This is a genomic window from Neorhizobium vignae, from assembly GCF_000732195.1.
Lineage (GTDB): Bacteria > Pseudomonadota > Alphaproteobacteria > Rhizobiales > Rhizobiaceae > Neorhizobium > Neorhizobium vignae.
The window spans coordinates 179,546-198,780 of the sequence record NZ_JNNU01000004.1 but is presented as its reverse complement, the minus strand read 5'-3'; the positions used below and the strand labels follow the sequence as shown (position 1 = coordinate 198,780).

The 19,235-nt window shown below is 62.0% G+C and carries 24 protein-coding genes and 1 pseudogene; 10 read left to right on the top strand and 15 right to left on the bottom strand.

Annotation, left to right across the window (positions count from 1 at the left end):
- Window positions 1-151 precede the first annotated feature (151 nt).
- On the top strand, window positions 152-1,138 hold the full coding sequence (locus tag GQ59_RS07870) for a Gfo/Idh/MocA family protein (protein WP_037079661.1): 987 nt from the start codon (window positions 152-154) through the stop codon (window positions 1,136-1,138).
- Here GQ59_RS07870 and GQ59_RS07865 read toward each other — a convergent pair.
- Genes GQ59_RS07865 through GQ59_RS07850 form a run of 4 tightly spaced genes read right to left on the bottom strand, consistent with a single transcriptional unit; the run spans window position 1,135 to window position 3,582 of the window.
- Window positions 1,135-1,500 (bottom strand): hypothetical protein, encoded by a 366-nt coding sequence (locus GQ59_RS07865; protein WP_037079659.1) that lies wholly within the window; start codon window positions 1,498-1,500, stop codon window positions 1,135-1,137. The two genes, GQ59_RS07870 and GQ59_RS07865, sit on opposite strands and share 4 nt — an antisense overlap.
- Before the next feature lie 7 nt (window positions 1,501-1,507).
- Window positions 1,508-1,870, bottom strand: coding sequence for a DMT family transporter (locus tag GQ59_RS07860; protein WP_037079657.1), 363 nt, complete (start codon window positions 1,868-1,870; stop codon window positions 1,508-1,510).
- A 9-nt stretch (window positions 1,871-1,879) separates the two neighbouring features.
- Window positions 1,880-2,578, bottom strand: coding sequence for a class I SAM-dependent methyltransferase (locus GQ59_RS07855; RefSeq protein WP_037079654.1), 699 nt, complete (start codon window positions 2,576-2,578; stop codon window positions 1,880-1,882).
- On the bottom strand, window positions 2,575-3,582 hold the full coding sequence (locus tag GQ59_RS07850) for a glycosyltransferase (protein WP_037080264.1): 1,008 nt from the start codon (window positions 3,580-3,582) through the stop codon (window positions 2,575-2,577). The genes GQ59_RS07855 and GQ59_RS07850 overlap by 4 nt, the downstream gene beginning before the upstream one ends.
- A gap of 137 nt (window positions 3,583-3,719) precedes the next feature.
- On the opposite strand from GQ59_RS07850, the gene GQ59_RS07845 reads away from it, so the two are divergent.
- Window positions 3,720-5,561, top strand: a complete 1,842-nt coding sequence (locus GQ59_RS07845) for a hypothetical protein (protein WP_152564269.1) — start codon at window positions 3,720-3,722, stop codon at window positions 5,559-5,561.
- 15 nt (window positions 5,562-5,576) lie between these two features.
- On the opposite strand, the gene GQ59_RS07840 is transcribed toward GQ59_RS07845, so the two are convergent.
- The 3 genes from GQ59_RS07840 to GQ59_RS07830 all read right to left on the bottom strand — a co-directional run bounded on the left by GQ59_RS07840 (window position 5,577) and on the right by GQ59_RS07830 (window position 6,505).
- Window positions 5,577-5,807 (bottom strand): hypothetical protein, encoded by a 231-nt coding sequence (locus GQ59_RS07840; protein ID WP_037079649.1) that lies wholly within the window; start codon window positions 5,805-5,807, stop codon window positions 5,577-5,579.
- 140 nt (window positions 5,808-5,947) lie between these two features.
- A complete protein-coding gene (locus GQ59_RS07835) occupies window positions 5,948-6,223 on the bottom strand; it encodes a hypothetical protein (RefSeq protein WP_037079646.1) in 276 nt (91 codons plus the stop codon).
- An 18-nt stretch (window positions 6,224-6,241) separates the two neighbouring features.
- Entirely contained in the window at window positions 6,242-6,505 is a 264-nt protein-coding gene (locus GQ59_RS07830) for a spike base protein, RCAP_Rcc01079 family (protein ID WP_037079644.1), read from the bottom strand.
- A gap of 302 nt (window positions 6,506-6,807) precedes the next feature.
- Between GQ59_RS07830 and xseA the strand changes: the two genes are divergently transcribed.
- Window positions 6,808-8,415, top strand: coding sequence for an exodeoxyribonuclease VII large subunit (xseA, locus tag GQ59_RS07825; RefSeq protein ID WP_037079641.1), 1,608 nt, complete (start codon window positions 6,808-6,810; stop codon window positions 8,413-8,415).
- Window positions 8,415-9,008, top strand: a complete 594-nt coding sequence (locus GQ59_RS07820; RefSeq protein ID WP_037079638.1) for an NAD(P)H-dependent oxidoreductase — start codon at window positions 8,415-8,417, stop codon at window positions 9,006-9,008. The genes xseA and GQ59_RS07820 overlap by 1 nt, the downstream gene beginning before the upstream one ends.
- Before the next feature lie 3 nt (window positions 9,009-9,011).
- Here the strand turns inward: GQ59_RS07820 and GQ59_RS07815 are convergent, their stop codons facing one another.
- Window positions 9,012-10,265: an aminopeptidase gene (locus GQ59_RS07815; protein ID WP_037079636.1), complete on the bottom strand. Its 1,254-nt coding sequence runs from the start codon at window positions 10,263-10,265 to the stop codon at window positions 9,012-9,014.
- 78 nt (window positions 10,266-10,343) lie between these two features.
- Here GQ59_RS07815 and GQ59_RS07810 point away from each other — a divergent pair, with 78 nt between their 5' ends.
- Window positions 10,344-11,156, top strand: a complete 813-nt coding sequence (locus GQ59_RS07810; protein ID WP_152564268.1) for an Ivy family c-type lysozyme inhibitor — start codon at window positions 10,344-10,346, stop codon at window positions 11,154-11,156.
- 18 nt (window positions 11,157-11,174) lie between these two features.
- On the opposite strand, the gene GQ59_RS07805 is transcribed toward GQ59_RS07810, so the two are convergent.
- Genes GQ59_RS07805 through GQ59_RS07795 form a run of 3 tightly spaced genes read right to left on the bottom strand, consistent with a single transcriptional unit; the run spans window position 11,175 to window position 12,909 of the window.
- Window positions 11,175-12,062: an MBL fold metallo-hydrolase gene (locus tag GQ59_RS07805; protein WP_037079633.1), complete on the bottom strand. Its 888-nt coding sequence runs from the start codon at window positions 12,060-12,062 to the stop codon at window positions 11,175-11,177.
- A gap of 4 nt (window positions 12,063-12,066) precedes the next feature.
- Window positions 12,067-12,540, bottom strand: a complete 474-nt coding sequence (gene ybaK, locus GQ59_RS07800; RefSeq protein WP_037079630.1) for a Cys-tRNA(Pro) deacylase — start codon at window positions 12,538-12,540, stop codon at window positions 12,067-12,069.
- Between the two features lie 15 nt (window positions 12,541-12,555).
- Complete coding sequence (locus GQ59_RS07795; RefSeq protein WP_037079627.1) at window positions 12,556-12,909, bottom strand: ArsC family reductase; 354 nt, start codon at window positions 12,907-12,909, stop codon at window positions 12,556-12,558.
- 174 nt (window positions 12,910-13,083) lie between these two features.
- Between GQ59_RS07795 and GQ59_RS32660 the strand changes: the two genes are divergently transcribed.
- Window positions 13,084-13,248 carry a hypothetical protein gene (locus GQ59_RS32660; RefSeq protein ID WP_167336294.1) on the top strand — a complete coding sequence of 55 codons (165 nt, stop codon included), beginning with the start codon at window positions 13,084-13,086 and terminating at the stop codon, window positions 13,246-13,248.
- A 133-nt stretch (window positions 13,249-13,381) separates the two neighbouring features.
- Window positions 13,382-14,824 (top strand): methyl-accepting chemotaxis protein, encoded by a 1,443-nt coding sequence (locus GQ59_RS07790; protein WP_051903867.1) that lies wholly within the window; start codon window positions 13,382-13,384, stop codon window positions 14,822-14,824.
- A gap of 19 nt (window positions 14,825-14,843) precedes the next feature.
- Here GQ59_RS07790 and GQ59_RS07785 read toward each other — a convergent pair whose 3' ends face one another.
- Window positions 14,844-15,326, bottom strand: coding sequence for a VOC family protein (locus tag GQ59_RS07785; RefSeq protein ID WP_037079620.1), 483 nt, complete (start codon window positions 15,324-15,326; stop codon window positions 14,844-14,846).
- Between the two features lie 76 nt (window positions 15,327-15,402).
- On the bottom strand, window positions 15,403-16,062 hold the full coding sequence (locus tag GQ59_RS07780; RefSeq protein WP_162183288.1) for a 2'-5' RNA ligase family protein: 660 nt from the start codon (window positions 16,060-16,062) through the stop codon (window positions 15,403-15,405).
- 395 nt (window positions 16,063-16,457) lie between these two features.
- Between GQ59_RS07780 and GQ59_RS07770 the strand changes: the two genes are divergently transcribed.
- Window positions 16,458-17,015: a methylated-DNA--[protein]-cysteine S-methyltransferase gene (locus tag GQ59_RS07770; protein ID WP_037079614.1), complete on the top strand. Its 558-nt coding sequence runs from the start codon at window positions 16,458-16,460 to the stop codon at window positions 17,013-17,015.
- Window positions 17,016-17,057: 42 nt separating this feature from the next.
- Here GQ59_RS07770 and GQ59_RS31010 read toward each other — a convergent pair.
- Both GQ59_RS31010 and GQ59_RS07765 read right to left on the bottom strand, forming a co-directional pair.
- A pseudogene (locus tag GQ59_RS31010) lies at window positions 17,058-17,243 on the bottom strand (YqaA family protein); the annotation flags it as partial.
- 19 nt (window positions 17,244-17,262) lie between these two features.
- On the bottom strand, window positions 17,263-17,853 hold the full coding sequence (locus GQ59_RS07765; RefSeq protein WP_037079612.1) for a TetR/AcrR family transcriptional regulator: 591 nt from the start codon (window positions 17,851-17,853) through the stop codon (window positions 17,263-17,265).
- A gap of 166 nt (window positions 17,854-18,019) precedes the next feature.
- On the opposite strand from GQ59_RS07765, the gene GQ59_RS07760 reads away from it, so the two are divergent.
- Both GQ59_RS07760 and GQ59_RS07755 read left to right on the top strand, forming a co-directional pair.
- Window positions 18,020-18,853 carry an oxidoreductase gene (locus GQ59_RS07760; RefSeq protein WP_051903865.1) on the top strand — a complete coding sequence of 278 codons (834 nt, stop codon included), beginning with the start codon at window positions 18,020-18,022 and terminating at the stop codon, window positions 18,851-18,853.
- A 61-nt stretch (window positions 18,854-18,914) separates the two neighbouring features.
- Window positions 18,915-19,211: a YciI family protein gene (locus tag GQ59_RS07755; protein ID WP_037079609.1), complete on the top strand. Its 297-nt coding sequence runs from the start codon at window positions 18,915-18,917 to the stop codon at window positions 19,209-19,211.
- The last annotated feature ends 24 nt before the right edge of the window (window positions 19,212-19,235 follow it).

Sequence of the window (19,235 nt, the reverse complement as noted above, 5' to 3'; positions counted from 1 at the left end):
GGAAAGGAGCCCGAGATTAGCCGATGTTCCGCCGCCGACCAGTCCCTATTTTGGGCGGACGATCACTTTTTCAAGCGCTGCATCCGGCGGGCCGTTGCGCGGTCCGTGGTAGGCCAATAAGGTGCGGCAACAATGCCATAGGGAGGCTCACATGCTGCGTTTCGGAATCCTGTCGACTGCCAGAATCGGTCATGAACAGGTGGTGCCGGCGATCCAGGACGCGGAAAACTGCGTCGTTACCGCCTTTGCCAGCCGCGATCTCGCCAAGGCGCGGGCGCTCGCCGACCGTTTCGGCGCCCCGCATGCCTTCGGTTCCTACGACGAGATGCTGGCCTCCGACGTCATCGACGCCGTCTACATTCCCCTGCCGTCCAGCCAGCATGTCGAATGGTCGATCAAGGCTGCCGAAGCCGGCAAGCACGTGCTGTCCGAAAAGCCGATAGCGATCAAGGCGAGCGAGATCGAAGAGCTGATCAAGGTGCGCGACCGCACCGGCAAGCTGATCTGCGAAGCGTTCATGGTCACTTACGCACCAGTGTGGCTGAAGGTGCGCGAACTCCTGAGCCAAAAGGCGATCGGCGAGCTGAAGCACGTGCAAGGCTCGTTCAGCTATTTCAACCGCGATCCGTCCAACATGCGCAACATCCCGGAACTCGGCGGCGGCGCCCTGCCGGATATCGGCGTCTATCCGACGATCACCACACGTTTCGTGACCGGCCAGGAGCCGCAGCGGGTGCAGGCGCGCGTAGAGCGCGATCCCGGTTTCGGCACGGATATCTATTCCAGCGTCAAGGCGGATTTCGGTTCGTTCGAGATGACCTTCTATATCGCGACCCAGATGGCCGCCCGCCAGCTGATGGTCTTCCACGGCACCGAGGGCTATATCGAGGTCAAGTCGCCCTTCAATGCCGGCCGCTGGGGCGCCGAGGAAATCGAGCTCACCAACCAGAACCACGCGGTGTCGCAGATCTTCCGCTTCCCGGACAGCCGGCAATACAAGCGCCAGGCGGAGGCCTTTGCAAAGGCTGCCAAGGGCGAACCGGTCGAAGTCGTGACGCTGGAGAATTCGCTGGCCAACCAGAAGTTCATCGACGCGATCTATCGCGCCGGCGGCCACGACGGCTGGGAAAAGGTCTAGTTCTGCCAGCGGCGGATGCGATATAGGCCGTAGCCACCGAAGATGAGTGTGCAGGCCCAGGAAAAGCCGAGATGCACGAGCGGCTGCACGTGCGGCGCGCGCGAAGCCAATACTGCAAAAATCCCGTAATTGAGGGCAAGGCCGACTGCAACGAGCGGCCAGAAACCCGGCTGGCGTACTTGGCCCCGGGCCGCGGGAACGATCCTGTGCAGGATCGGCGCGGCAACGAGGCCCGCGCCGAGCGATATCAGCCGGTCTATCAGCGTGCCGGCCTCGGTCGCCGTGGTCAGCAGCTGCAGCAACAGCGCATCGATGAAGACCAGCAGCGCGAGGAGAATGGCAAACCGGGCGCGGCTGGTCATCGCGCCGTCAGCCGTTGATCGCCAGCAGACCGGCAAAGATCAGCGCGGTCCCGAGCGCATATCGAAACGTCAGCGGCTCGCCGAAGAACAGTTGCGCCAGCAGCGGCACGAAGCAGAACGTCAGCCCCATGAAGGAATAGGCGAGCGTCAGCGGCACGGATTTCAGCACATAGATCCAGACGATCGTGCCGAATCCGTAAAGCGCCAGCGCCGCGATCAGCACCGGATTGGCGGCGAGCGCCGCGAGCCCGCGCAGCGAGAAGTCTCCGGCGGTGGAGCTGGTCATCTTGAACAGAACCTGCCCCATGGCGATCAGCAGGGGCGTTCCGAGAAGCCCGAGCCAGGTGATGGGGGAAAGCGAGGCGAACATGCGATATCCTCAGCCCGGCCGGTCTTCGCTGTAGAAGATGTCGCGGCCGATATCCTCGCAGACATAGACGTCCGGCACCGGATGCGCGGCGCGCAGGAAGGAATGCGGGTAGGCGAAGAAGTTGAAATGCGGGTTGAACGTGTAGCGGGATTCCCGTTCGCGCGGCACGACGATGATCAGCCGTCTTTTCGCGATCCTCCGCAGTTCCGCAATCGCCTTCTGATATTCCAGCACATGCTCGATCACATGGGTGCAGACCACCGTGTCGAATTCGCCGTCGGCAAACGGCAGGTCTTCGATCTTGGCCGCCACGTATTCGACGCCTTCGATGGCGGCCGCATCTTCGACGACGAAATCGACGCCGACGAGACGCTTGAGTTCGGGATGGGCGGCGCGGATATGGGTGAGCAGCGCGCCCGTGCCGCAACCGACGTCGCAGACGCTTGTCCCGGTGATCATGGAATTGATGCGCCGGATGCAGGCCGCCGAATTATCCGTGCCTTCATGGACGCGCGGATGGTTGCGGTAGAGGTCCGCATATTCCTCCGCGGTCAGGAAAGGCGCCCGCTCGCGAAAGCGGGCGAGGTGGCTGATATGGTCGCCCCAGACGCGCTTGGCGAGCCAGAGGAAAAGCGGCGAATCCCGCAGGATCGGCGGCAGCAGGTCCTCGATGACAAAGCGGATGCGATTGGTGGTTTCCCGGTTCATGCCGCTTTGGTCCTGCGCCGTTCGGGCTTGGCGGGCTTGGCGGGCGCCTGCGCGGGACCGGCCACATGGGCGCTGGCCGGCAGGCTCATATAGTGGATGCGGAGCTGTTCGGCGCGGGCGCGGGACACGGAATCGAGGATCAGCCCGGCGGTGAAGATTAAGAGCGACACCAGCATCAGCACCAGCGAGAAGACCCAGGTGGGCATACGCTCCACGAGGCCGGTCTGGAAATAGGCGACGAGGACGGGGGCCATGAAGACCAGGCTTGCCGCCATGAAGGCGCCGCTGATCAGCCCGAAAAAGGCGAACGGCCGCGTCTCCTTCATCAGCATGGCGAACATCCAAAGGATCCTGGCGCCGTCCTTGAAGGTCGAGAGCTTGGAATGCGAGCCTTCGGGGCGCCTTCCGTAGTCGAGTTCGATCTCGCAGACCGGCAGCTTCAGCAGCGAGGCATGCACCGACATCTCGGTCTCGATCTCGAAGCCGCCGGAGACGGCCGGAAAGCTCTTGACGAAACGGCGCGAGAAGGCGCGGTAACCGGAGAAGATGTCGGTGAAGTCGGAAGCGAACATCGTCCGGTAGAGGAAGTTGAACAGCCGGTTGCCGGCCGCATGACCTTGCCGCCCCGCATCCGCATGCACCCCGCGGCGGGTGCCGACCACCATGTCGGCGCGCTCGGTGAGCAGGGTGCGGACCAGTTCTTCCGCATCGTGGGGAGCATAGGTGCCGTCGCCGTCGGCCATGATGTAGACGTCCGCCTCGATGTCGGCGAACATGCGGCGCACCACATGGCCCTTGCCCTGCCGGCGCTCGCGCATCACCAGGGCACCCGCCAGCATGGCCTGGAGGGCTGTGCCATCCGTGGAATTGTTGTCGTAGACAAAGATCCGGGCACCCGGCAGCGCCTCCCGGAAGCCGCGCACCACGCCGGCGATGGTCATCGCTTCGTTGTAACAGGGCAGCAGGATGGCGATGTCGAAATGGCCGGTCAGGGCGTCGGTCATGTTGTTCACTCGATACACTGAAAACCGAACGCGGGAGTCTCCCGTGCCGCAGGCTTTACTATTTCTTGGGAAGGTTAAGGCTAGGTTTCCTCGACCCTCGAAACAGGCGAAAAGTCCGCACCAAGATGACGGAAAACATGGCAGACAGATCCTTATCGAGGGCGACAGACCAGGCTGCCGTGCCGCTCTTGTCGCAGCTTCTGCCGGCGGTTGCCCTTTACACGGTCATCGTCGCCATCGCGGCTCTCTCGTTTTTTCTTCCCGGTGCGACCGATTACGTCGGGGCCGACAACGACGACGTCATGCGGCTCGTCGAGGTTAGGGATTTTCTCGGCGGCCAGAACTGGTTCGATCTCACCCAGTACCGGCTCGGCCTCGAGGGCGGCACCTTGATGCATTGGTCTCGGTTGATCGATCTGCCGATCGCGCTGCTGATCCGGCTGTTTTCGCTCTTCCTCACCCCGGACAAGGCCGAGGCCGTCGTCGTCACGATCTGGCCTCTCCTTCTGGTGCCGCTTCTGCTCCTGCCGCTTGGCCTGGCTGTCCGCCGCTTGGCCGGTGTCGCGGCCATGCATATCGCGCTCGGCCTTGGAGCGCTCTTCGTCCTCGGCTGCGTCCGCTTCAAGCCCGGGTCCATCGACCATCACAACGTCCAGCTCATGCTTGTGATGTGGATCGCTGCCATGCTGGTCGATCCGCAACGGCGGGCATCGAGCTACGTCGTCGCTGCCATCGCCTGCGCGCTGGCACTGGCGATCGGTGTCGAAACGACGCCTTTTGTTGCCGTCGTCTGCGTCTGCGTCGCGCTTCAGTGGGTCTGGCATGGCCAACCGTTCTCCCGGCCGGCCCGCGCTTTCGGCCTGTCGCTGGCCCTCTCCGTCTCGGCGGTCTTTTTCCTGACGATACCGCCGCGCGCCTATGCGGTCGTCACCTGCGACAACTTTTCGCTCGGTTTCTATGCCCTTTCCGCGCTGGGAGGAGCGGCACTCTTCCTCCTCGCAAGCCTGCCGAAACAGCCCTCCCGCCTCGTCCGTATCGGCCTGGCCGGCATTACCGGCGGGCTCATCCTTTTGACGGCCCGCATCATCGCGCCGCAATGCCTTGCCGATCCGTTGAGCACGCTCGACCCGCTGCTGGTCGAGCTTTGGTTGAACGGCGTGACGGAGGCGCGCTCGTTTCTGGCCGAGGCCCAGACCGAACCGGAAATGGTGGGCGGGTTCTACGCCGTCGGGCTTTTTGCGATCGTCGTCTGCCTTGTCCGCAGCCTGAGGCGCGAAGAGACCGAACTGCATCTCGTGCTTCTCGCGCTGATCGGGGCGTCATGGGGGATCGCGCTGCTGCAGGTGCGCGGCGCCTTCTTTTCCAACATGCTGGCCATCCTGCCGTTGTCACTGCTGATCAGCGACCTGCGACGCGCCTCCGCGGCCGACCCCGGAAATCCCAGTGCCGCCTTTGCCTATGTCAGCGCGGTGCTAATGTCCGTTCCCGTCGTCTGGGCTTTGGGCGGCGTCCTTGCGGTACATGGCTGGAAACAGGCGGCCGACATGCGGACGCTTTCGAGGGCGGGCATTTCCAACGGCGAAGTCGGGGAGTGCGGCGATCCGGCGGATATGACGGCGTTGAACGCATTGCCTACCGGTGTCATAGTCGCACCCTCCAACAGCGGCGCCGACATCTTGCGCTTCACCCCTCATCGGGTGCTGTCGGCGCCCTATCATCGCAACCAGAAGGGCATGCTGACCGAACTTTATATCGGGATGGCCCAGCCGAGCGAGGCAAAAGCCTTCCTGAGGGGGGCCGACGTGACTGCGCTCGCCTTTTGCAAGACGGATCCGCAGACCGATGCCCTGATCCGGCGCAAGCCGGACGGGCTCTATGCCAACCTCGCTCGCGGTCAGGTGCCGGATTATCTCCAGCCGTTCGGACAACCGAGCAAGAGCGGCTTCCGCCTTTACAAGGTACTGCCGGACAGGAATTGATGGCGGGAAGTGCCCTTAGGCCACCTGGCGGCTCTGCAGGGCGAAAAGACCTGCAAGGAACGCAATCAAGCCGGCATTATAACCGAGAACGGCGATCAGAAGATTGAAATAGGACGCAGGCCCAGGCGATACGGCGGTCGCAAGCGCGAATGTCGCAGTGATCACGACAGCGATGAAAGCGGTCGAGAACACCGACCGCATCATGCCGACGCAAACGCCTATCGATACAGCGGTCAGGAAAAGCACGCGGATATCTCCTTATCGGCCTTCAGTGAAACTGAGCCTATTAGCGACTTGCTAATAAATGCTTTCGTTCCAGCGTGGCAGGCACTAATGCGCCACGCGATGGCTGTGATACGACCTGATTCGGTGCGGCTTGGCCATGTTCAATGGCTCTGGTCCTTGCCTGAAGCGCCGGCATTCACAAGATATGGCGTCAATGAACAAGGCAGTTCTTCGCCTCGCCAGACCAGCCGGACATGGTAGCCCGAAACCGGGCAGGTGAAGGCGACGACCTCGCCTTCGAATTCGGCCGTTTCGCCCGTCGGCTTGCGGATGATGCCGTCACCGGAGACGGCATCGAACTTAATGCCGATCTCGCCGAGCACGGACATCGCTTGCTGCCTGTCCTCGAAGCGCAGCAGCAAGGGTTCACGCCGCATTGCTGACCACCGTTCCCCTTAGACGAGCCCGGTGATCGCCACCGCCGTCGTGCCGGTCGCAAATACGCGGGTCACCCGCAACGGAAGCACGCCGCCGGCAGGTACGTTCGAAAGCGTCAGTGTTTCTCCGGACAGCATGCGGACGGACAGATGGCCCCCGGTGCCCACATAGAGCGCGCGCGTCGTCTCCGGCAGGTCGGCGCTGTCGCCGGGCGTGATCGCAAATCCGGAGGCGGCGGGGCCGGAGAGCGAGGCTTGAGTATTGGCGAAACGGTCTGGCATGGGCGAGATCTCCTTGAATATCGCTGCCCTTCATTGTCGCCCTCCTCTCTCCGGCGGGGAAAATACGAGGCCTTAAAAAGGCGCGTGCCGGAAGTTTCCTGCCTCTCCAGAGAAGGAAATGTGGCGTGTCCGGCAAAAGAAAAGATGCAGCGTCAAATACTTGGGCGCGCAGGAGCGAGCGGACAGGCGCTCACGCATCGCTGGAAAAGCCCGGCAAAACGGCAGGTTTGCAGGCGACGTCATCCCCGTTTCCGCTGTCTGGTACTGGTGAAATCGCCGCGCTCTTCCTTTAGAAGAGAAGGATGACCAGTTTGCTCGACAACGATTCGCCCACGAACCTCACCGAGTTTTCGGTGTCGGAACTGTCCGGCTCGATCAAGCGCACGGTAGAGAACGCGTTCGACCATGTGCGCGTACGTGGCGAAATCTCCGGTTATCGCGGCCAGCATTCCTCAGGCCACGCCTATTTCTCGCTGAAGGACGATCGCGCCCGGATCGACGCCGTGATCTGGAAGGGCACCTTCCCGCGCATCAAATTCCGCCCGGAAGAGGGCATGGAAGTGATAGCGACGGGCAAGATCACCACCTTCCCGGGCTCCTCGAAATATCAGATCGTCATCGAGAACCTGGAACCGGCAGGTGCGGGCGCGCTGATGGCGCTGCTCGAAGAACGTCGGAGGCGGCTAGGCGGCGAGGGCCTGTTCGACCAGAGCCGCAAGCGACCTCTTCCCTTCCTGCCGCAAGTGATAGGCGTCGTGACCTCGCCGACCGGCGCCGTCATCAGGGATATCCTGCATCGTATCGCCGACCGTTTTCCGGTGCATGTCATCGTCTGGCCGGTCAAGGTGCAGGGTGAAGGATCGGGCGATGAGGTCGCCAATGCGATCCGTGGCTTCAACGCGATGGCGCCGGGCGGCCCGATCAAGCGGCCGGACGTCCTGATCGTCGCGCGTGGTGGCGGCAGTCTTGAAGACCTCTGGAGCTTCAACGACGAGGCGGTAGTGCGCGCCGCGGCGGACAGCCAAATCCCGCTGATCTCGGCTGTCGGCCACGAGACCGACTGGACGCTGATCGACCACGCCGCCGATGTCCGCGCGCCAACCCCGACGGGTGCCGCCGAAATGGCGGTGCCGGTCAAGGCGGACATGGAAGCGCAGGTCGCCAATCTGACGGCCCGCCTGCGGGGTGCCGCCAGTCGGCAGATGGACCTGCGCCGCCAGTCGGTGCGGGCGCTGGTCCGCGCGCTGCCCTCCATCGACCAGTTGCTGGCTTTGCCGCGCCGTCGTTTCGACGAGGCGGCGGCTGGTCTCGGCCGCGGGCTGGAGCGCACGACGGTGGTCAAGCGCCGCAGTTTCGAGCGGGCATCGTCGGGACTGCGTCTTGAACTGCTGACCAACCGCCTTGTCCAGCAGCGGCAATTGCTGGCCGACCGTCTGACGCGCAGCGACCGTTGCCTGGAGCGGCAATTGCTGAAGGAGAACAATCGTGTCGCCAGGGCCGGCGTCTCGCTTTCGGCGCTGCCCGCAAGATTGCTCGGCCAGTTGCAGCGCGAGCGCCAGCATCTCGCGTCGATGGCCCGCCATGCGGATACGGCGATCTCGCACACGCTTATCCGCAGCCGCGCGGCAATCACCGCGCAGGATCGCGTTCTGCAATCGCTCTCCTACAAGAACGTGCTGAAGCGCGGCTTTGCCGTGGTACGCGGCGAGGACGACCGGCCGCTGACGCGCGCCGCCGGCATTGGCGAAGGGCAGGCGATTTCCGTGGAATTCGCCGACGGCCGGATTGCGGCGATGACGGGCGAGGGTGGCGATCCTGCTGTTCCGTCCGCTGTGTCATCCCAGCCCAGGAAGCGACCGGCGAAACCGGAGCCGCCGGGAGGCGCGCCAAAACAGGGCACGCTCTTCTGATGCATTTGCTCCTGGTGCTTGCCCATCCGCTGCCGGAGAGTTTCGCGCATTCGGTCGCTCGCACCGTTCGCGAGACACTGGAAGGGCAGGGTCACAGCGTCGACCTCCTCGATCTTCATGCCGAGAATTTTGATCCGCGGCTGACGGAAAAGGAGCGGCGCGGTTATTTCGAAGTGCCCTATGACACGTCGGGGGTCGCGGATCTCGTGATGCGGCTGCAGAAGGCCGAGGCGCTGGTGTTCGTCTTCCCGCAATGGTGGTTCAATCTGCCGGCGGTGCTGAAGGGTTTCTTCGATCGGGTGTTCGCGCCAGGCGTCGCCTTCCGCCACGACAAGGCGGGCGGACGGATCGTCCCGCTGCTCACCAACATTCGCCATTTCTGGGTCTTCACCACCACAGGTTCGCCCTGGTGGGTGGTGAAGTTCTACATGGGCGATCCCGTGCGCCGACAGCTCAAGCGCGGCATCGCTGTCTTCTGCAACAGAAAAGCCGAATTCCGCATGCTGGCGCTGCACGACATGGACCGCGCCACGGATGACAAGCGCCGGCGGCATCTGGAGCGTGTGAAGGCCACGCTCCAGAAGTTAAGGTGAGGATCAGGCCCACTCACCCTTGCGCATCACCGGCACCTTCGAGCCGTCGGCGCGGACGCCGTCGATGTCGACCTTGTCGGAACCGATCATCCAGTCGATGTGGATCAGGCTCGAATTGCCGCCCTGGGCCTTGATCTGCTCCTGGCTCAAGGATGCACCGTCGAGGAAGCATTTCGAATAGCACTGACCAAGCGCGATGTGGCAGGAGGCGTTTTCGTCGAACAGGGTGTTGTAGAACAGGATGCCGCTTTTGGAGATCGGCGAGGAATGCGGCACCAGTGCCACTTCGCCGAGCCGGCAGGCGCCTTCGTCCGTATCCAGAACCTTGTTCAGCACTTCCTCGCCTTTCGAAGCCTTGGCCTCGACGATCCGGCCGCCTTCGAACTTCACCTGGATATTGTCGATCAGCGTGCCCTGGTGCGACAGCGGCTTGGTGCTGGAGACATGGCCTTCCACCTTCAGCGCATGCGGCGTGGTGAAGACCTCTTCGGTCGGGATGTTCGGGTTGCAGGTAATGCCGTTCTTGGCTGTCGAGGCGCCGCCATGCCATTCGTGGCCGTCGGCGAGCCCGACCGTCAGATCGGTGCCCGGGCCGGTGAAGTGGAGCGCGGAAAAGCGCTCGCCATTGAGCCATGTCGAACGCTTCTTGAGATTGCCGTTATGTTCGGCCCAGGCCGCGATCGGATCGGCGAGATCGACGCGCGAGGCGGCGAAGATCGCGTCCGCCAGCTTGCCGACTGCGACGTCTTCCGGGACATCCGGGAAGACCTGCCGCGCCCAGGAGGGGTTGGGATAGGACACGATGTTCCAGTTGATGTCGAAATTGGCGATCTTTTCGAGCGCCGGCTTGTAGGCCATGGAATTGGCCTTGTTGGCGCGCGCCACCTTGGACGGGTCCTGGCCGGAGAGCATCATCGGGTTGTCGCCGGAGATGGCAAGCCGCGCGGCGCCGTTGGCATAGGCCTTGGCCATGCCCTCGTAGAGCCAGTCCGACGCCTTGTCGAAGCTTGCATCGGGCGCGTATTCATAGCGCGCGAGCGTCGTCTCTTCGTCGGAATAGAAGGTCGAGACGATGCCGGCGCCGGCGATATACGCGTATTTCGTGAGGAGCCGCACGAGCGGCAGGGCGGCGAGCGGTGCCGTGATCACCAGATCCTGTCCCTTCTCGAGGCGCAAGCCCACCTTGATGGCGACTTCCGCCAGCTTTTCGAGTTTTTGAGGATCGACGACGGTTTGAAAATTCGGCACGATTGTCATGTTGGACCTCACCTGATTTCTGCATCGAAGAGACTTAAAGAGGTTTGGGGCAAAATTGAAGCTGAGGGAACCATGTTCATGAAAACCGCCTTGCTGTGTGCCGGTCTGTTCGGCGCCTCGGCTTCTGCCGGTCTCTCGGCCGACTTTGCGGCGACGATGTTCGATCATCAGGTCGTCATCGCATCCGATGACGATGAGGAGAAACTGACGATCGACGGCAGGCAAGTCCATTCCAACCGGTTCCTGCTGATCGACAATGTTGGTCTGGTCGCAGGTGTACCCTTCGTCGTGGTGGTGAGTTCGGACGGCGGCAACGCCTGCCCGGGTTCGCCTCTGATCGTCTCGTTCCCGCCGGGTGGGGAGCCGCGCGTCGATGAGCCGATAGACGATTGCCGCGGTGCCGCCTCGATCACCGTGCAGGACGACGACCATCTTCTCCTTGCGACGCAGGCGGTTGCCGGCCAGCCGAGCCTGCGCTGGATCTGGACGCCTGAAAAAGGCTTCGCCGAGGCTGGCAAGGTCGCCTTCCAGCCGAATGCGACGATGGGGTGGGACGACATGAAAAAGGCGCAGCATCCGTCCGACCTCCTCGGCATCGGGCCGATTGCCGAGGCGGCAAACGCGATGCTCGGCGAGCATAGGCAGGAGTTCGAGAGTTCCATCACCGGGCCCGGCAGCGGTGCGTTCAAGAACGGCTTCTACATCGGCGAAGCCTGCACGCCGCATATGTGCACCGAGGCTGAGGCATTGATCGCCGCCGACAATTCGGCGAGAAAGCTCTATCTCGCCTGGAAGCCCGCGGGCAAGAAGATCATACTGCGTCCAGCGGTCCGCAGATGGCCGGCACCGGCGCTGGCCGCGCTCAAGCAATGGTCGGCAAAGTGGCCGTGAAGGTGGGACAAAGCCCCTTCAGAGCAACAGCGCCGCTCTGACCGCGGCGATGTTGCTGGCATGAACTTCCTCGTAGGGCGCGAAATAGAGCACTTGGCCCGAGGCGATTTCCTCCTCGACGAATGATTTCAAGGAAGGATCGATATCCTGACCAGCGGCGATTGCGCCTGCCATGTGGCGCAGGTAGGCGCGGTTGGCCTCGATGAGGTCCGGCCCATAACCGCCTGAGGCAATCCGCTCTGCATCGCCATGCGCCGGCAGGATTTTTGCGATCGGCCAGGAGGCCATCCGGGCGAGCTCGGCGATATGCGTGCCGATCTCGGCGGCTTCCGAAATATAGGTCACGGTGTCTTCCAGGGTGTCGCCGGCGAGCAGAAGCCGTTCGTCCGGCATCCAGACCACGTTGCCGTCGGCGCTGTGGATGGCGAAATGGTGCAGTTCGATCCGGCGGCGCCCGACGGTCAGCTCCAGCCGGCCGTCGAACAGGGTGGTCGGCAAAACGAGCGGCGAGATCGGCGGGTTGGCGCTCTCGATCTTCTCTCGGTTTTCGTTCAGCTTCTCGGCCGTGAGCGTCAGCGCGATGATTTCGCAATCGGAAAAGATCGCGTTCCCGGCAATATGATCCTTGTGCCAGTGACTGAGCACCACGCGAATCTTCGTGACGCCGAGCCCCTCCAGATGGGTGCGGATCGCCTTGGCGTGGTCGAGCGAGATATGCGTATCATAGACCAGCGCCTCGTCCCGATCGACGATCGCATAGGAGGCGACGCCGAGCGAATAGGCGCCGTCGTCCAGCCAGTTCGCGGTTTTCGCATGGAGCCGCTTGCCCGATATTCGGCCGTCATAATAGGCGAAGATGCCGGGATAGGGTTCGAGAATCCGAAGCGTCGAGGTCATCTCACTCATGATTTCATGCCACCAGCGGTGCTGCGACCGCCTTCAGTGCATCGCGGGCCGCCTTCGGGTCCAGCCGCACCTGCAATCCGCGCTGGCCGCCATTGATGAAGACATGCGGTTCGTCGAGCGCGGTGATCTCGATCGCCGTCGGAACGAGCTTCTTCTGACCGAAGGGGCTGATGCCGCCGACATGATAGCCGGTTGCCCGTTCCGCATCGGCGGGCTTCATCATGTTCGCAGATTTGCCACCGAATGCGGCCGCGAGCTTCTTCATCGAAACCTCGTGGTCCGACGGCACCACGACGCAGACCGCTTTGCCGTCCACCTCCGCCATCAGCGTCTTCAAGACACGACGGGGCTCCTCGCCGATCGCCTCCGCCGCCTGCATGCCGATCCGGTCCGCAGTCGGATCGTATTCGTAGGTGACGGTGGCGAAGGCGACGCCAGCCCTTTCGAGCATCTGGGTGGCACGGGTTGTCTTGGACATGGATGAATCCTGGTTTCAGATACCGGCAAAAGCCTCTTCATAAACCTCCGGCTTGAAACCGACGATCAGCTTTCCGTCCGCCTCCAGGACAGGCCGCTTGATCATCGAGGGCTGGGCGAGCATCAGCGTGATCGCCTTCTCACGGTCGAGGTTCGTCTTGTCGGCTTCGTCGAGTTTCTTGAAGGTGGTGCCGGTGCGGTTGAGCACGATCTCCCAGCCGGCGCGATCCGTCCAGGTATCCAGATGTGCGCGGTCGATACCTTCGGCCTTGTAGTCGTGAAAAGTGTAAGTGACGCCCTTGTGGTCGAGCCAGTCGCGTGCCTTTTTCATCGTGTCGCAGTTCTTGATGCCGTAGATCGTGATTGCCATCGAAGCCTCTTCATTCGGGCTCGACCGATACCAAGGGCACCCCTTGCCGTGCAAGCCTTTCGGCGTGGTTAACGGTTGTTATGTGACAGTTGCATGGCTCCCCTGTCCCGTTGTGCATTGCACAAAAACAGCACAGGCATCATATTTTAGCAGAATGAAAAAGGAGAGTTTCACATGTCCGTACAGAAGAAGATCCGTGGCAGCGCCATTGGCCGCGCCTTCGCAGTTATGAGCGCCGCAATCTCGGTTTCGGCTGCCGTGGAAAACCACCGCCGCCCGAGCAACCGCGACCTGACCACCCTTGGCATCGACCCGAAGGCTTTCGATCGTCTCGGCTGATCCGTCTTTCCCGGCCTTGCGTGGGCTGGGAAAGGGCTTTGTATCTCAGCCTTAAGTATAAGGCTTTGCGGAGTACCCGCGGAAACTGTCCGTTAACCATGCCATCCTATATTCTCCTAATATTCCGGGAGGTGTGGATTTGGTCGGGCAGGTTGTCAGGGAAGAAGCGCCGTCGGGGCCGGTATCTGTCGACGGCGATGGGTTGAAGCGGTCCGTCGCCAAGCTGGCGAACGAAGCCTCCGCGCTCGGCCTCCATCTGGTCGACATTGCAGGTGCTATCCAGGATACGGCTGCGCAATCCTCCGCACACGCGACACTGCTTGGCCGCCTGACGCAGTCAGCGCAATCGATCGCGGACGCCAATGGCCACGTTGCCCGCTCCCTCCAGGAATCCGACAAGCTGACGGCGAACGCGCGTAAGGTGCTCGGCGAGCAGGCTGAGCAGCTTTCCGGCTCGATCACCGCTATCGATCACATGGTCCATGCGTCCCAGGAAATCGGCGCCGAGATCAAGCTGTTTTCCGCGGCACTCGGAGACGTTGGACGTTTGGCAGATGCGATCGGCATGATTGCCCGGCAGACGAACCTTCTGGCATTGAATGCCGCAATCGAAGCGGCGCGTGCGGGCGAAGCCGGCAAGGGTTTTGCCGTGGTTGCCGCGGAGGTACGCGCGCTGTCGCTGCAAACCTCCCAGACGACAAGTTCGATCCAGACCACGCTCGATCAGTTGAACAGCCGCATCGACAAGCTGGTAATGGCCGGCGAAGGTGCCAGCCAGTCGGCCGAGGGCGTCAAGACGACTGCGATGAAGGTTCAGGGCTCATTCAAGGGCGTCGAAGGCGTCATGACTCAGATCCTCGACAAGGCATCTTCGCTCGCCGGAACGACCGAAACGGTCGACAGGCAATGCGGCGAATTTGCCTCGTCGATTGCGTCCGCGGCCAGCGCGATCCTGAAATCCAATGATCAGTTGCAGCAGACCTCGTCCCGCGTCGGAGAGGTGGTGACGATTTCCGAGCGGATGATCCAGACGACGGCGAGTGCCGGCATAGAGACCCCGGACACTCCCCACATCCGTGCGGTCATGGCCTATGCCGCCGAGGTTTCCTCCGCCTTCGAGGCAGGCGTAAAGTCGGGACGCATCGATCTCGGCGCATTGTTCGACCGGCAATATGTTGCGATCCCCGGCAGCGATCCTGTCCAGTACATGACGCGCTTTACCGAATTTACCGATACCGTGCTGCCGCCTATCCAGGAACGGGCGGCCGAAAGCGACCCGCAGGTCGCGTTCTGCGCCGCCATAGATGAAAACGGCTACCTGCCGACCCACAACCGAAAATTCTCGCAGCGCCAGCGTCCGGGCGACGTGACATGGAATACGGCCAACTGCCGCAACCGGCGCATCTTCAACGACCGCGTGGGCTTGGCGGCCGGCCGTAACAAGGAGCCCTTCCTGCTGCAGACCTACCGCCGCGACATGGGGGGCGGTGAATTTGTGCTGATGAAGGACATTTCCGCCCCGATCACCGTCAACGGGCGCCATTGGGGCGGTCTGCGGCTCGCCATCAAGGTTTGATATCGGGAGACAGCTTCGGTCATCCCGCGTAGGCCGCGTCCAGCGTGGCAATATCGATCTTCCTCATCGAGAACATGGCCTGCATGACGCGATGGGCGCGGGTGCTATCGCTGTCCGTCAGCATTTTAGGCATCCTGGTGTAGGTGACCTGCCAGATCAGCCCGAAACGATCCGTCAGCCAGCCGCAAGGCTGTTGCTGGCCGCCCTCGACGAGCTTGTCGTAATAATGGTCGATCTCGTCCTGCGTCTCGCAATGGACAAGGAAGGAAACAGCGCCGTTGAACTTCGCCCAGGGTCCGCCGTTGATCGCCGCGAAATTCTGGCCCTCAAGCTCGAAGCTCATCGCCATCACCGAACCCTTGAGCCCGGGACCGGCATCGCCAAAACGCGAGACATCGGTGATCCTCGAATCCTCGAATACCGATATGTAGAAATTGACGGCTTCTTCCGCGTTGTTATCGAACCAGAGATGCGGAACGATCTTATGCCTCTGGATGGCCATTGTTCTCTCCTCAAATGGGCGACCGTCCATAGGACGCTCAGGCGCCCGCCAATCCGACTCGCCTGGCAAAATTCTTTCAGATCATCATGCGGAGCTGTTCCGGCCGCGTCGGATAGGCAGGAGCATTCGGATCGAAGCTCCATCTTCCGAATTCCTCGTGCCGCGTCTCGCCGCAATGGCTGTAGACCAGCATGAACTCGCCGGCGATCCAGGCATAATTCCGCTCGATGGGCATGGGTTCTATGCGCCCGCAGCCATAGATCAGCGTGACATGCGGAGTAGTGTCCGCCATCCAGGAGTTCGGAAGGTTGTGACGGGCGAGAGCGCGGCGCAGCATCTGCGCGAACTGGACGACCACCGGGTTGCCCCTGGCGCGATAGAGGGCGAGATGACGCTTGCCTCCGAACAGGGCGCTGCTGTCGAGCGTGATCGGGACAGGTCTCGCCTGGAGGCTGGCTGCGACCATTTTGGTTGCCTCGATAAGCGGCGTTGGCGGCTCTTCGAACTGTTCCATGCAGAGCAGGCTCATATGGAGAAGCTCGGCGGGATAGGCATCGCGGGTATTCTCGTTCGCGGCGTGGATCATTGCGTCGTCATGCATGACGAGACCGACGGGAGCGGACGGCTTGAGCACGAACATGAGCTTGCTCTTGCGTCGGGCAGGCGGGGCCTTTTTCGAAAGCCAGCCTTCGCCAAAGGGGAGCGAAGGCTGGCCGGCGTGCTTGCGCAAGCTCATCTTGCTACCGTCATAGTAATGCGACCTCATGCCGTTGAACGAAATCTAGCGGGGCTCATTGGATGAGTAAAGAACAAATGCGGAACAATTGCAATCATGGTTAATTCGCAAGCCGGTCCGGCAACGGCTTTAATTGATAGGCCTGCCGGAAAAAGTTGTCGGCGGCAGCCTGATCCTGGGAGAAGTTGCGGGCTTCCCAGATCTTGCCGTCCTTTATGCGGAAGGCGAGCACCCCGAGCGCCAGGTGCGATATCCCAAAGCGTCCGCTGCCGTCAGTCGCGCTCTTCCAGCCAACAACAGTTATGTGAGAACTTCGCTCTCGCAGGCAAGAAACGGGTTGAATCCCTGGGTCCAAGGTACGAGTTTAAGGTCAATCGCAATGCGGAGGTTTCCTCATGACAACGCATCAATACCTGATTTTTCAAACCACAGCCGGCTTCTGCGGCATTGCCTGGAATGAGGTCGGTATCACTCGTTTCCAGCTCCCGACCAAAAGCGCGGATTCGACCGAGAAGTTGCTGCTGCGCCGGCTGTCTGAAGCCGAGCCGGGCACGCCGCCGGCCGAGGTTCTGGAAGCTGTCGATGCCGTGAAGCGTTATTTTGCAGGCGAGGAAGTCGATTTCTCGAGGGTCAAAATCGATCTCGAAGGCCAAGACGATTTCTTCAAGCAGATTTATGCCGCCGCCCGTCGGATCGGCTGGGGCCACACGACGACCTATGGCGCGATCGCCAGAGAACTCGGCGCCGGTCCTGAGGCCGCCCGCGACGTCGGCCAGGCGATGGCGAAAAACCCCGTGGCGCTGATCATCCCATGTCACCGCGTGCTTGCCGCCGGTGGCAAGATCGGCGGGTTCTCGGCTCCAGGCGGTTCGACTTCAAAGACGCGCATGCTGGAACTCGAAGGCGTGCGACTGACACCGCCGGAGCCCGCACAGCAATCCCTGGGGTTCTGATCGTCTCAGCATGTCAGAAATTTGCAGGGCGACAATCCGCCCTCCTGCCGCCACCATGGCGATCAGGCCCCGCCGCTTTTCGACGAAATGACGGATGTCCTTCCCATAACGGCGCAGCAGCCAGGCGAGCAGGAGGAAACGGGCGCCGCGGGTGGCAATCGCCGAAATCACGAACAGGCCGAGATTGACCTGCGCCACACCGGACAGGGTCGTCACCGCCTTGATCGGAGCGGCTCCACGTCGCCGTTCATGCGGACGTCGATGTCGGGTGGCGCGTCACGAGATCATGGGAGACGGTGTCGATGATTTCGCCGGAAAGCTTCGGATCGGGCACGGCGCGGGAGAGGACAATCGATCCGATCATCTCGGCAAGTGCGGCGATCGCTGTACTCCGTTTCTCTGTCGGGTCGCGTCCTGGGACGAGCGCGGTGAGAAGCTCGATATAGTTACCGACGATGTTGCCGAACAATTCCCGTAGCGCCGGATCGTCGTGCCGTGCCGCGTCGGCAGCCAGCGACGCCAGGCTGCATCCGTGCCCCGGGTCATCCCGGTGATAGTCCGAAACGTAGTGGCGTACGAGCGCCTGCAGGGGATCATCGCTACCGGTTATATGACGCGCCAGATCCTCGCTCATGTCGTCATAGGCGCGCTTGACGGCCTGAACGACGAGGTCGTCCTTCGACTTGAACTGTCGGTAAAAACCTCCGTGGGTGAGCCCGGCCGCCTTCATCAGGTCGACAAGGCCAATCCCATCGATCCCTCGTTCGCGGAAGAGCCTTGCGGCGGTATCGATCACCCGCTCGCGATTCTGCTCGACCGTCTCCTTGCTTACCTTCACGACCGTATTCCCTCGTTAATGATGATGCCTGGCATACAAGCACAGGGGGCCTTTTTCATCAGCTCCCGGCACCATCCGAAACAGTGCTTGACAATGATTATGATAGTAATCATAACTCACCAATGATGTCGAGCATAATCATTGTAGCAGAAAAGGGAATCCAGGGATGGTAGAGGGTCAATCGCGGGCGGCAGGTGAAAAGGTCGCGCTGATCACAGGCGCATCGGGTGGCATAGGGTTTGCGGCCGGGGTCGCACTCATCCGCGCGGGATATCGGGTGTTCGGCACCAGCCGTCAGGCCGCGACCAATGAGGTGCGCGAGGGCATTCATATGCTGCGCTGTGACGTCACCGACGATGAATCCGTCAAGCAGCTGGTTCAGGACGTCATCGGGCTTGCAGGCCGGATCGACGTGCTCGTCAACAATGCTGGCCGCAGCCTGATCGGTGCCGCCGAAGAATCATCGATCGCTCAGGCGCAAAGCCTGTTCGACATCAATGTCTACGGCATCCTTCGCGCCACCAACGCAGTGCTGCCGATCATGCGCAAGCAGCGCAGCGGTCGGATCATCAATATCAGTTCCGTGGCCGGTTTCCTGCCCGGACCCTATACGGCTCTCTACAACGCCACCAAACACGCCGTGGAAGGCTATTCCGAATCGCTCGATCACGAGCTTCGCACGTTCGGAATTCGCGTCTCCCTGGTCGAACCCGTCTTCACCCGCACGGGGCTGGGAGATCATGGGGACCAACCCGACCAAATCCTGAATGTCTACGACAAGGGGCGGGCAGCGGCGAATGCGACCTGGCGCAACGGCATCGCGAATGGTGATCCCGTGGAAGCCGTGGCCGACAAGGTGGTGCTCGCCGCCACCGAAAAGGAGCCGAGCATTCGCTACACGCCCGGAAAAACGGCAGGCCGTCTCCGCCTCATGCGGCGTTTCGTCCCCGAGAAGATGTTCGACAAGAGCTTCCGCAAGCAGATGGGCGTGGCCGACTGATCTCTCAAATCGTGGCACGCCGAAACAAGCAGGCGCGTGCCTTCACCCGAGGAGCGAAAGAATGAAATACTATTTGTGCAAATATATTCCGCCGCGTACGGATTTTCTGGCGACGATGACCGCCGACGAGAAAGACTGGATGAAGCAGCACGGTGCGTTCCTGGACGACCTGCTCGAAAAGGGGCAGATCGTCGCGCACGGCCCCGTGATGGACCCGAGCGGTGGGTATGGTGTGTCGCTCTACCAGATCGCCGATGATCTGGACATCGGGGCGATCACGTCGGAAGACCCCATCGTGAAGCACGGCGCCGGTCACTACGAGCATCATCCGATGCTCCACCTGAAGGCGCGCGGCTGACATCCCTGCTGCGACGCGCCGCCG

Excerpts from the sequence above, each read along its gene's own strand:
- GQ59_RS07770 (WP_037079614.1), top strand. The coding sequence starts at position 16,458 with ATGACAACGCATCAATACCTGATTTTTCAAACCACAGCCGGCTTCTGC.
- GQ59_RS07815 (WP_037079636.1), bottom strand. The coding sequence starts at position 10,265 with ATGACAATCGTGCCGAATTTTCAAACCGTCGTCGATCCTCAAAAACTC.
- GQ59_RS07850 (WP_037080264.1), bottom strand. The coding sequence starts at position 3,582 with ATGACCGACGCCCTGACCGGCCATTTCGACATCGCCATCCTGCTGCCC.
- GQ59_RS07760 (WP_051903865.1), top strand. The coding sequence starts at position 18,020 with ATGGTAGAGGGTCAATCGCGGGCGGCAGGTGAAAAGGTCGCGCTGATC.
- GQ59_RS07860 (WP_037079657.1), bottom strand. The coding sequence starts at position 1,870 with ATGTTCGCCTCGCTTTCCCCCATCACCTGGCTCGGGCTTCTCGGAACG.
- GQ59_RS07820 (WP_037079638.1), top strand. The coding sequence starts at position 8,415 with ATGCATTTGCTCCTGGTGCTTGCCCATCCGCTGCCGGAGAGTTTCGCG.
- GQ59_RS07830 (WP_037079644.1), bottom strand. The coding sequence starts at position 6,505 with ATGCCAGACCGTTTCGCCAATACTCAAGCCTCGCTCTCCGGCCCCGCC.
- GQ59_RS07870 (WP_037079661.1), top strand. The coding sequence starts at position 152 with ATGCTGCGTTTCGGAATCCTGTCGACTGCCAGAATCGGTCATGAACAG.
- GQ59_RS32660 (WP_167336294.1), top strand. The coding sequence starts at position 13,084 with ATGTCCGTACAGAAGAAGATCCGTGGCAGCGCCATTGGCCGCGCCTTC.
- GQ59_RS07845 (WP_152564269.1), top strand. The coding sequence starts at position 3,720 with ATGGCAGACAGATCCTTATCGAGGGCGACAGACCAGGCTGCCGTGCCG.
- GQ59_RS07795 (WP_037079627.1), bottom strand. The coding sequence starts at position 12,909 with ATGGCAATCACGATCTACGGCATCAAGAACTGCGACACGATGAAAAAG.
- GQ59_RS07865 (WP_037079659.1), bottom strand. The coding sequence starts at position 1,500 with ATGACCAGCCGCGCCCGGTTTGCCATTCTCCTCGCGCTGCTGGTCTTC.
- GQ59_RS07835 (WP_037079646.1), bottom strand. The coding sequence starts at position 6,223 with ATGCGGCGTGAACCCTTGCTGCTGCGCTTCGAGGACAGGCAGCAAGCG.
- GQ59_RS07780 (WP_162183288.1), bottom strand. The coding sequence starts at position 16,062 with ATGAGCTTGCGCAAGCACGCCGGCCAGCCTTCGCTCCCCTTTGGCGAA.
- GQ59_RS07810 (WP_152564268.1), top strand. The coding sequence starts at position 10,344 with ATGAAAACCGCCTTGCTGTGTGCCGGTCTGTTCGGCGCCTCGGCTTCT.
- xseA (WP_037079641.1), top strand. The coding sequence starts at position 6,808 with ATGACCAGTTTGCTCGACAACGATTCGCCCACGAACCTCACCGAGTTT.
- GQ59_RS07855 (WP_037079654.1), bottom strand. The coding sequence starts at position 2,578 with ATGAACCGGGAAACCACCAATCGCATCCGCTTTGTCATCGAGGACCTG.
- GQ59_RS07805 (WP_037079633.1), bottom strand. The coding sequence starts at position 12,062 with ATGAGTGAGATGACCTCGACGCTTCGGATTCTCGAACCCTATCCCGGC.
- GQ59_RS07755 (WP_037079609.1), top strand. The coding sequence starts at position 18,915 with ATGAAATACTATTTGTGCAAATATATTCCGCCGCGTACGGATTTTCTG.
- GQ59_RS07785 (WP_037079620.1), bottom strand. The coding sequence starts at position 15,326 with ATGGCCATCCAGAGGCATAAGATCGTTCCGCATCTCTGGTTCGATAAC.
- ybaK (WP_037079630.1), bottom strand. The coding sequence starts at position 12,540 with ATGTCCAAGACAACCCGTGCCACCCAGATGCTCGAAAGGGCTGGCGTC.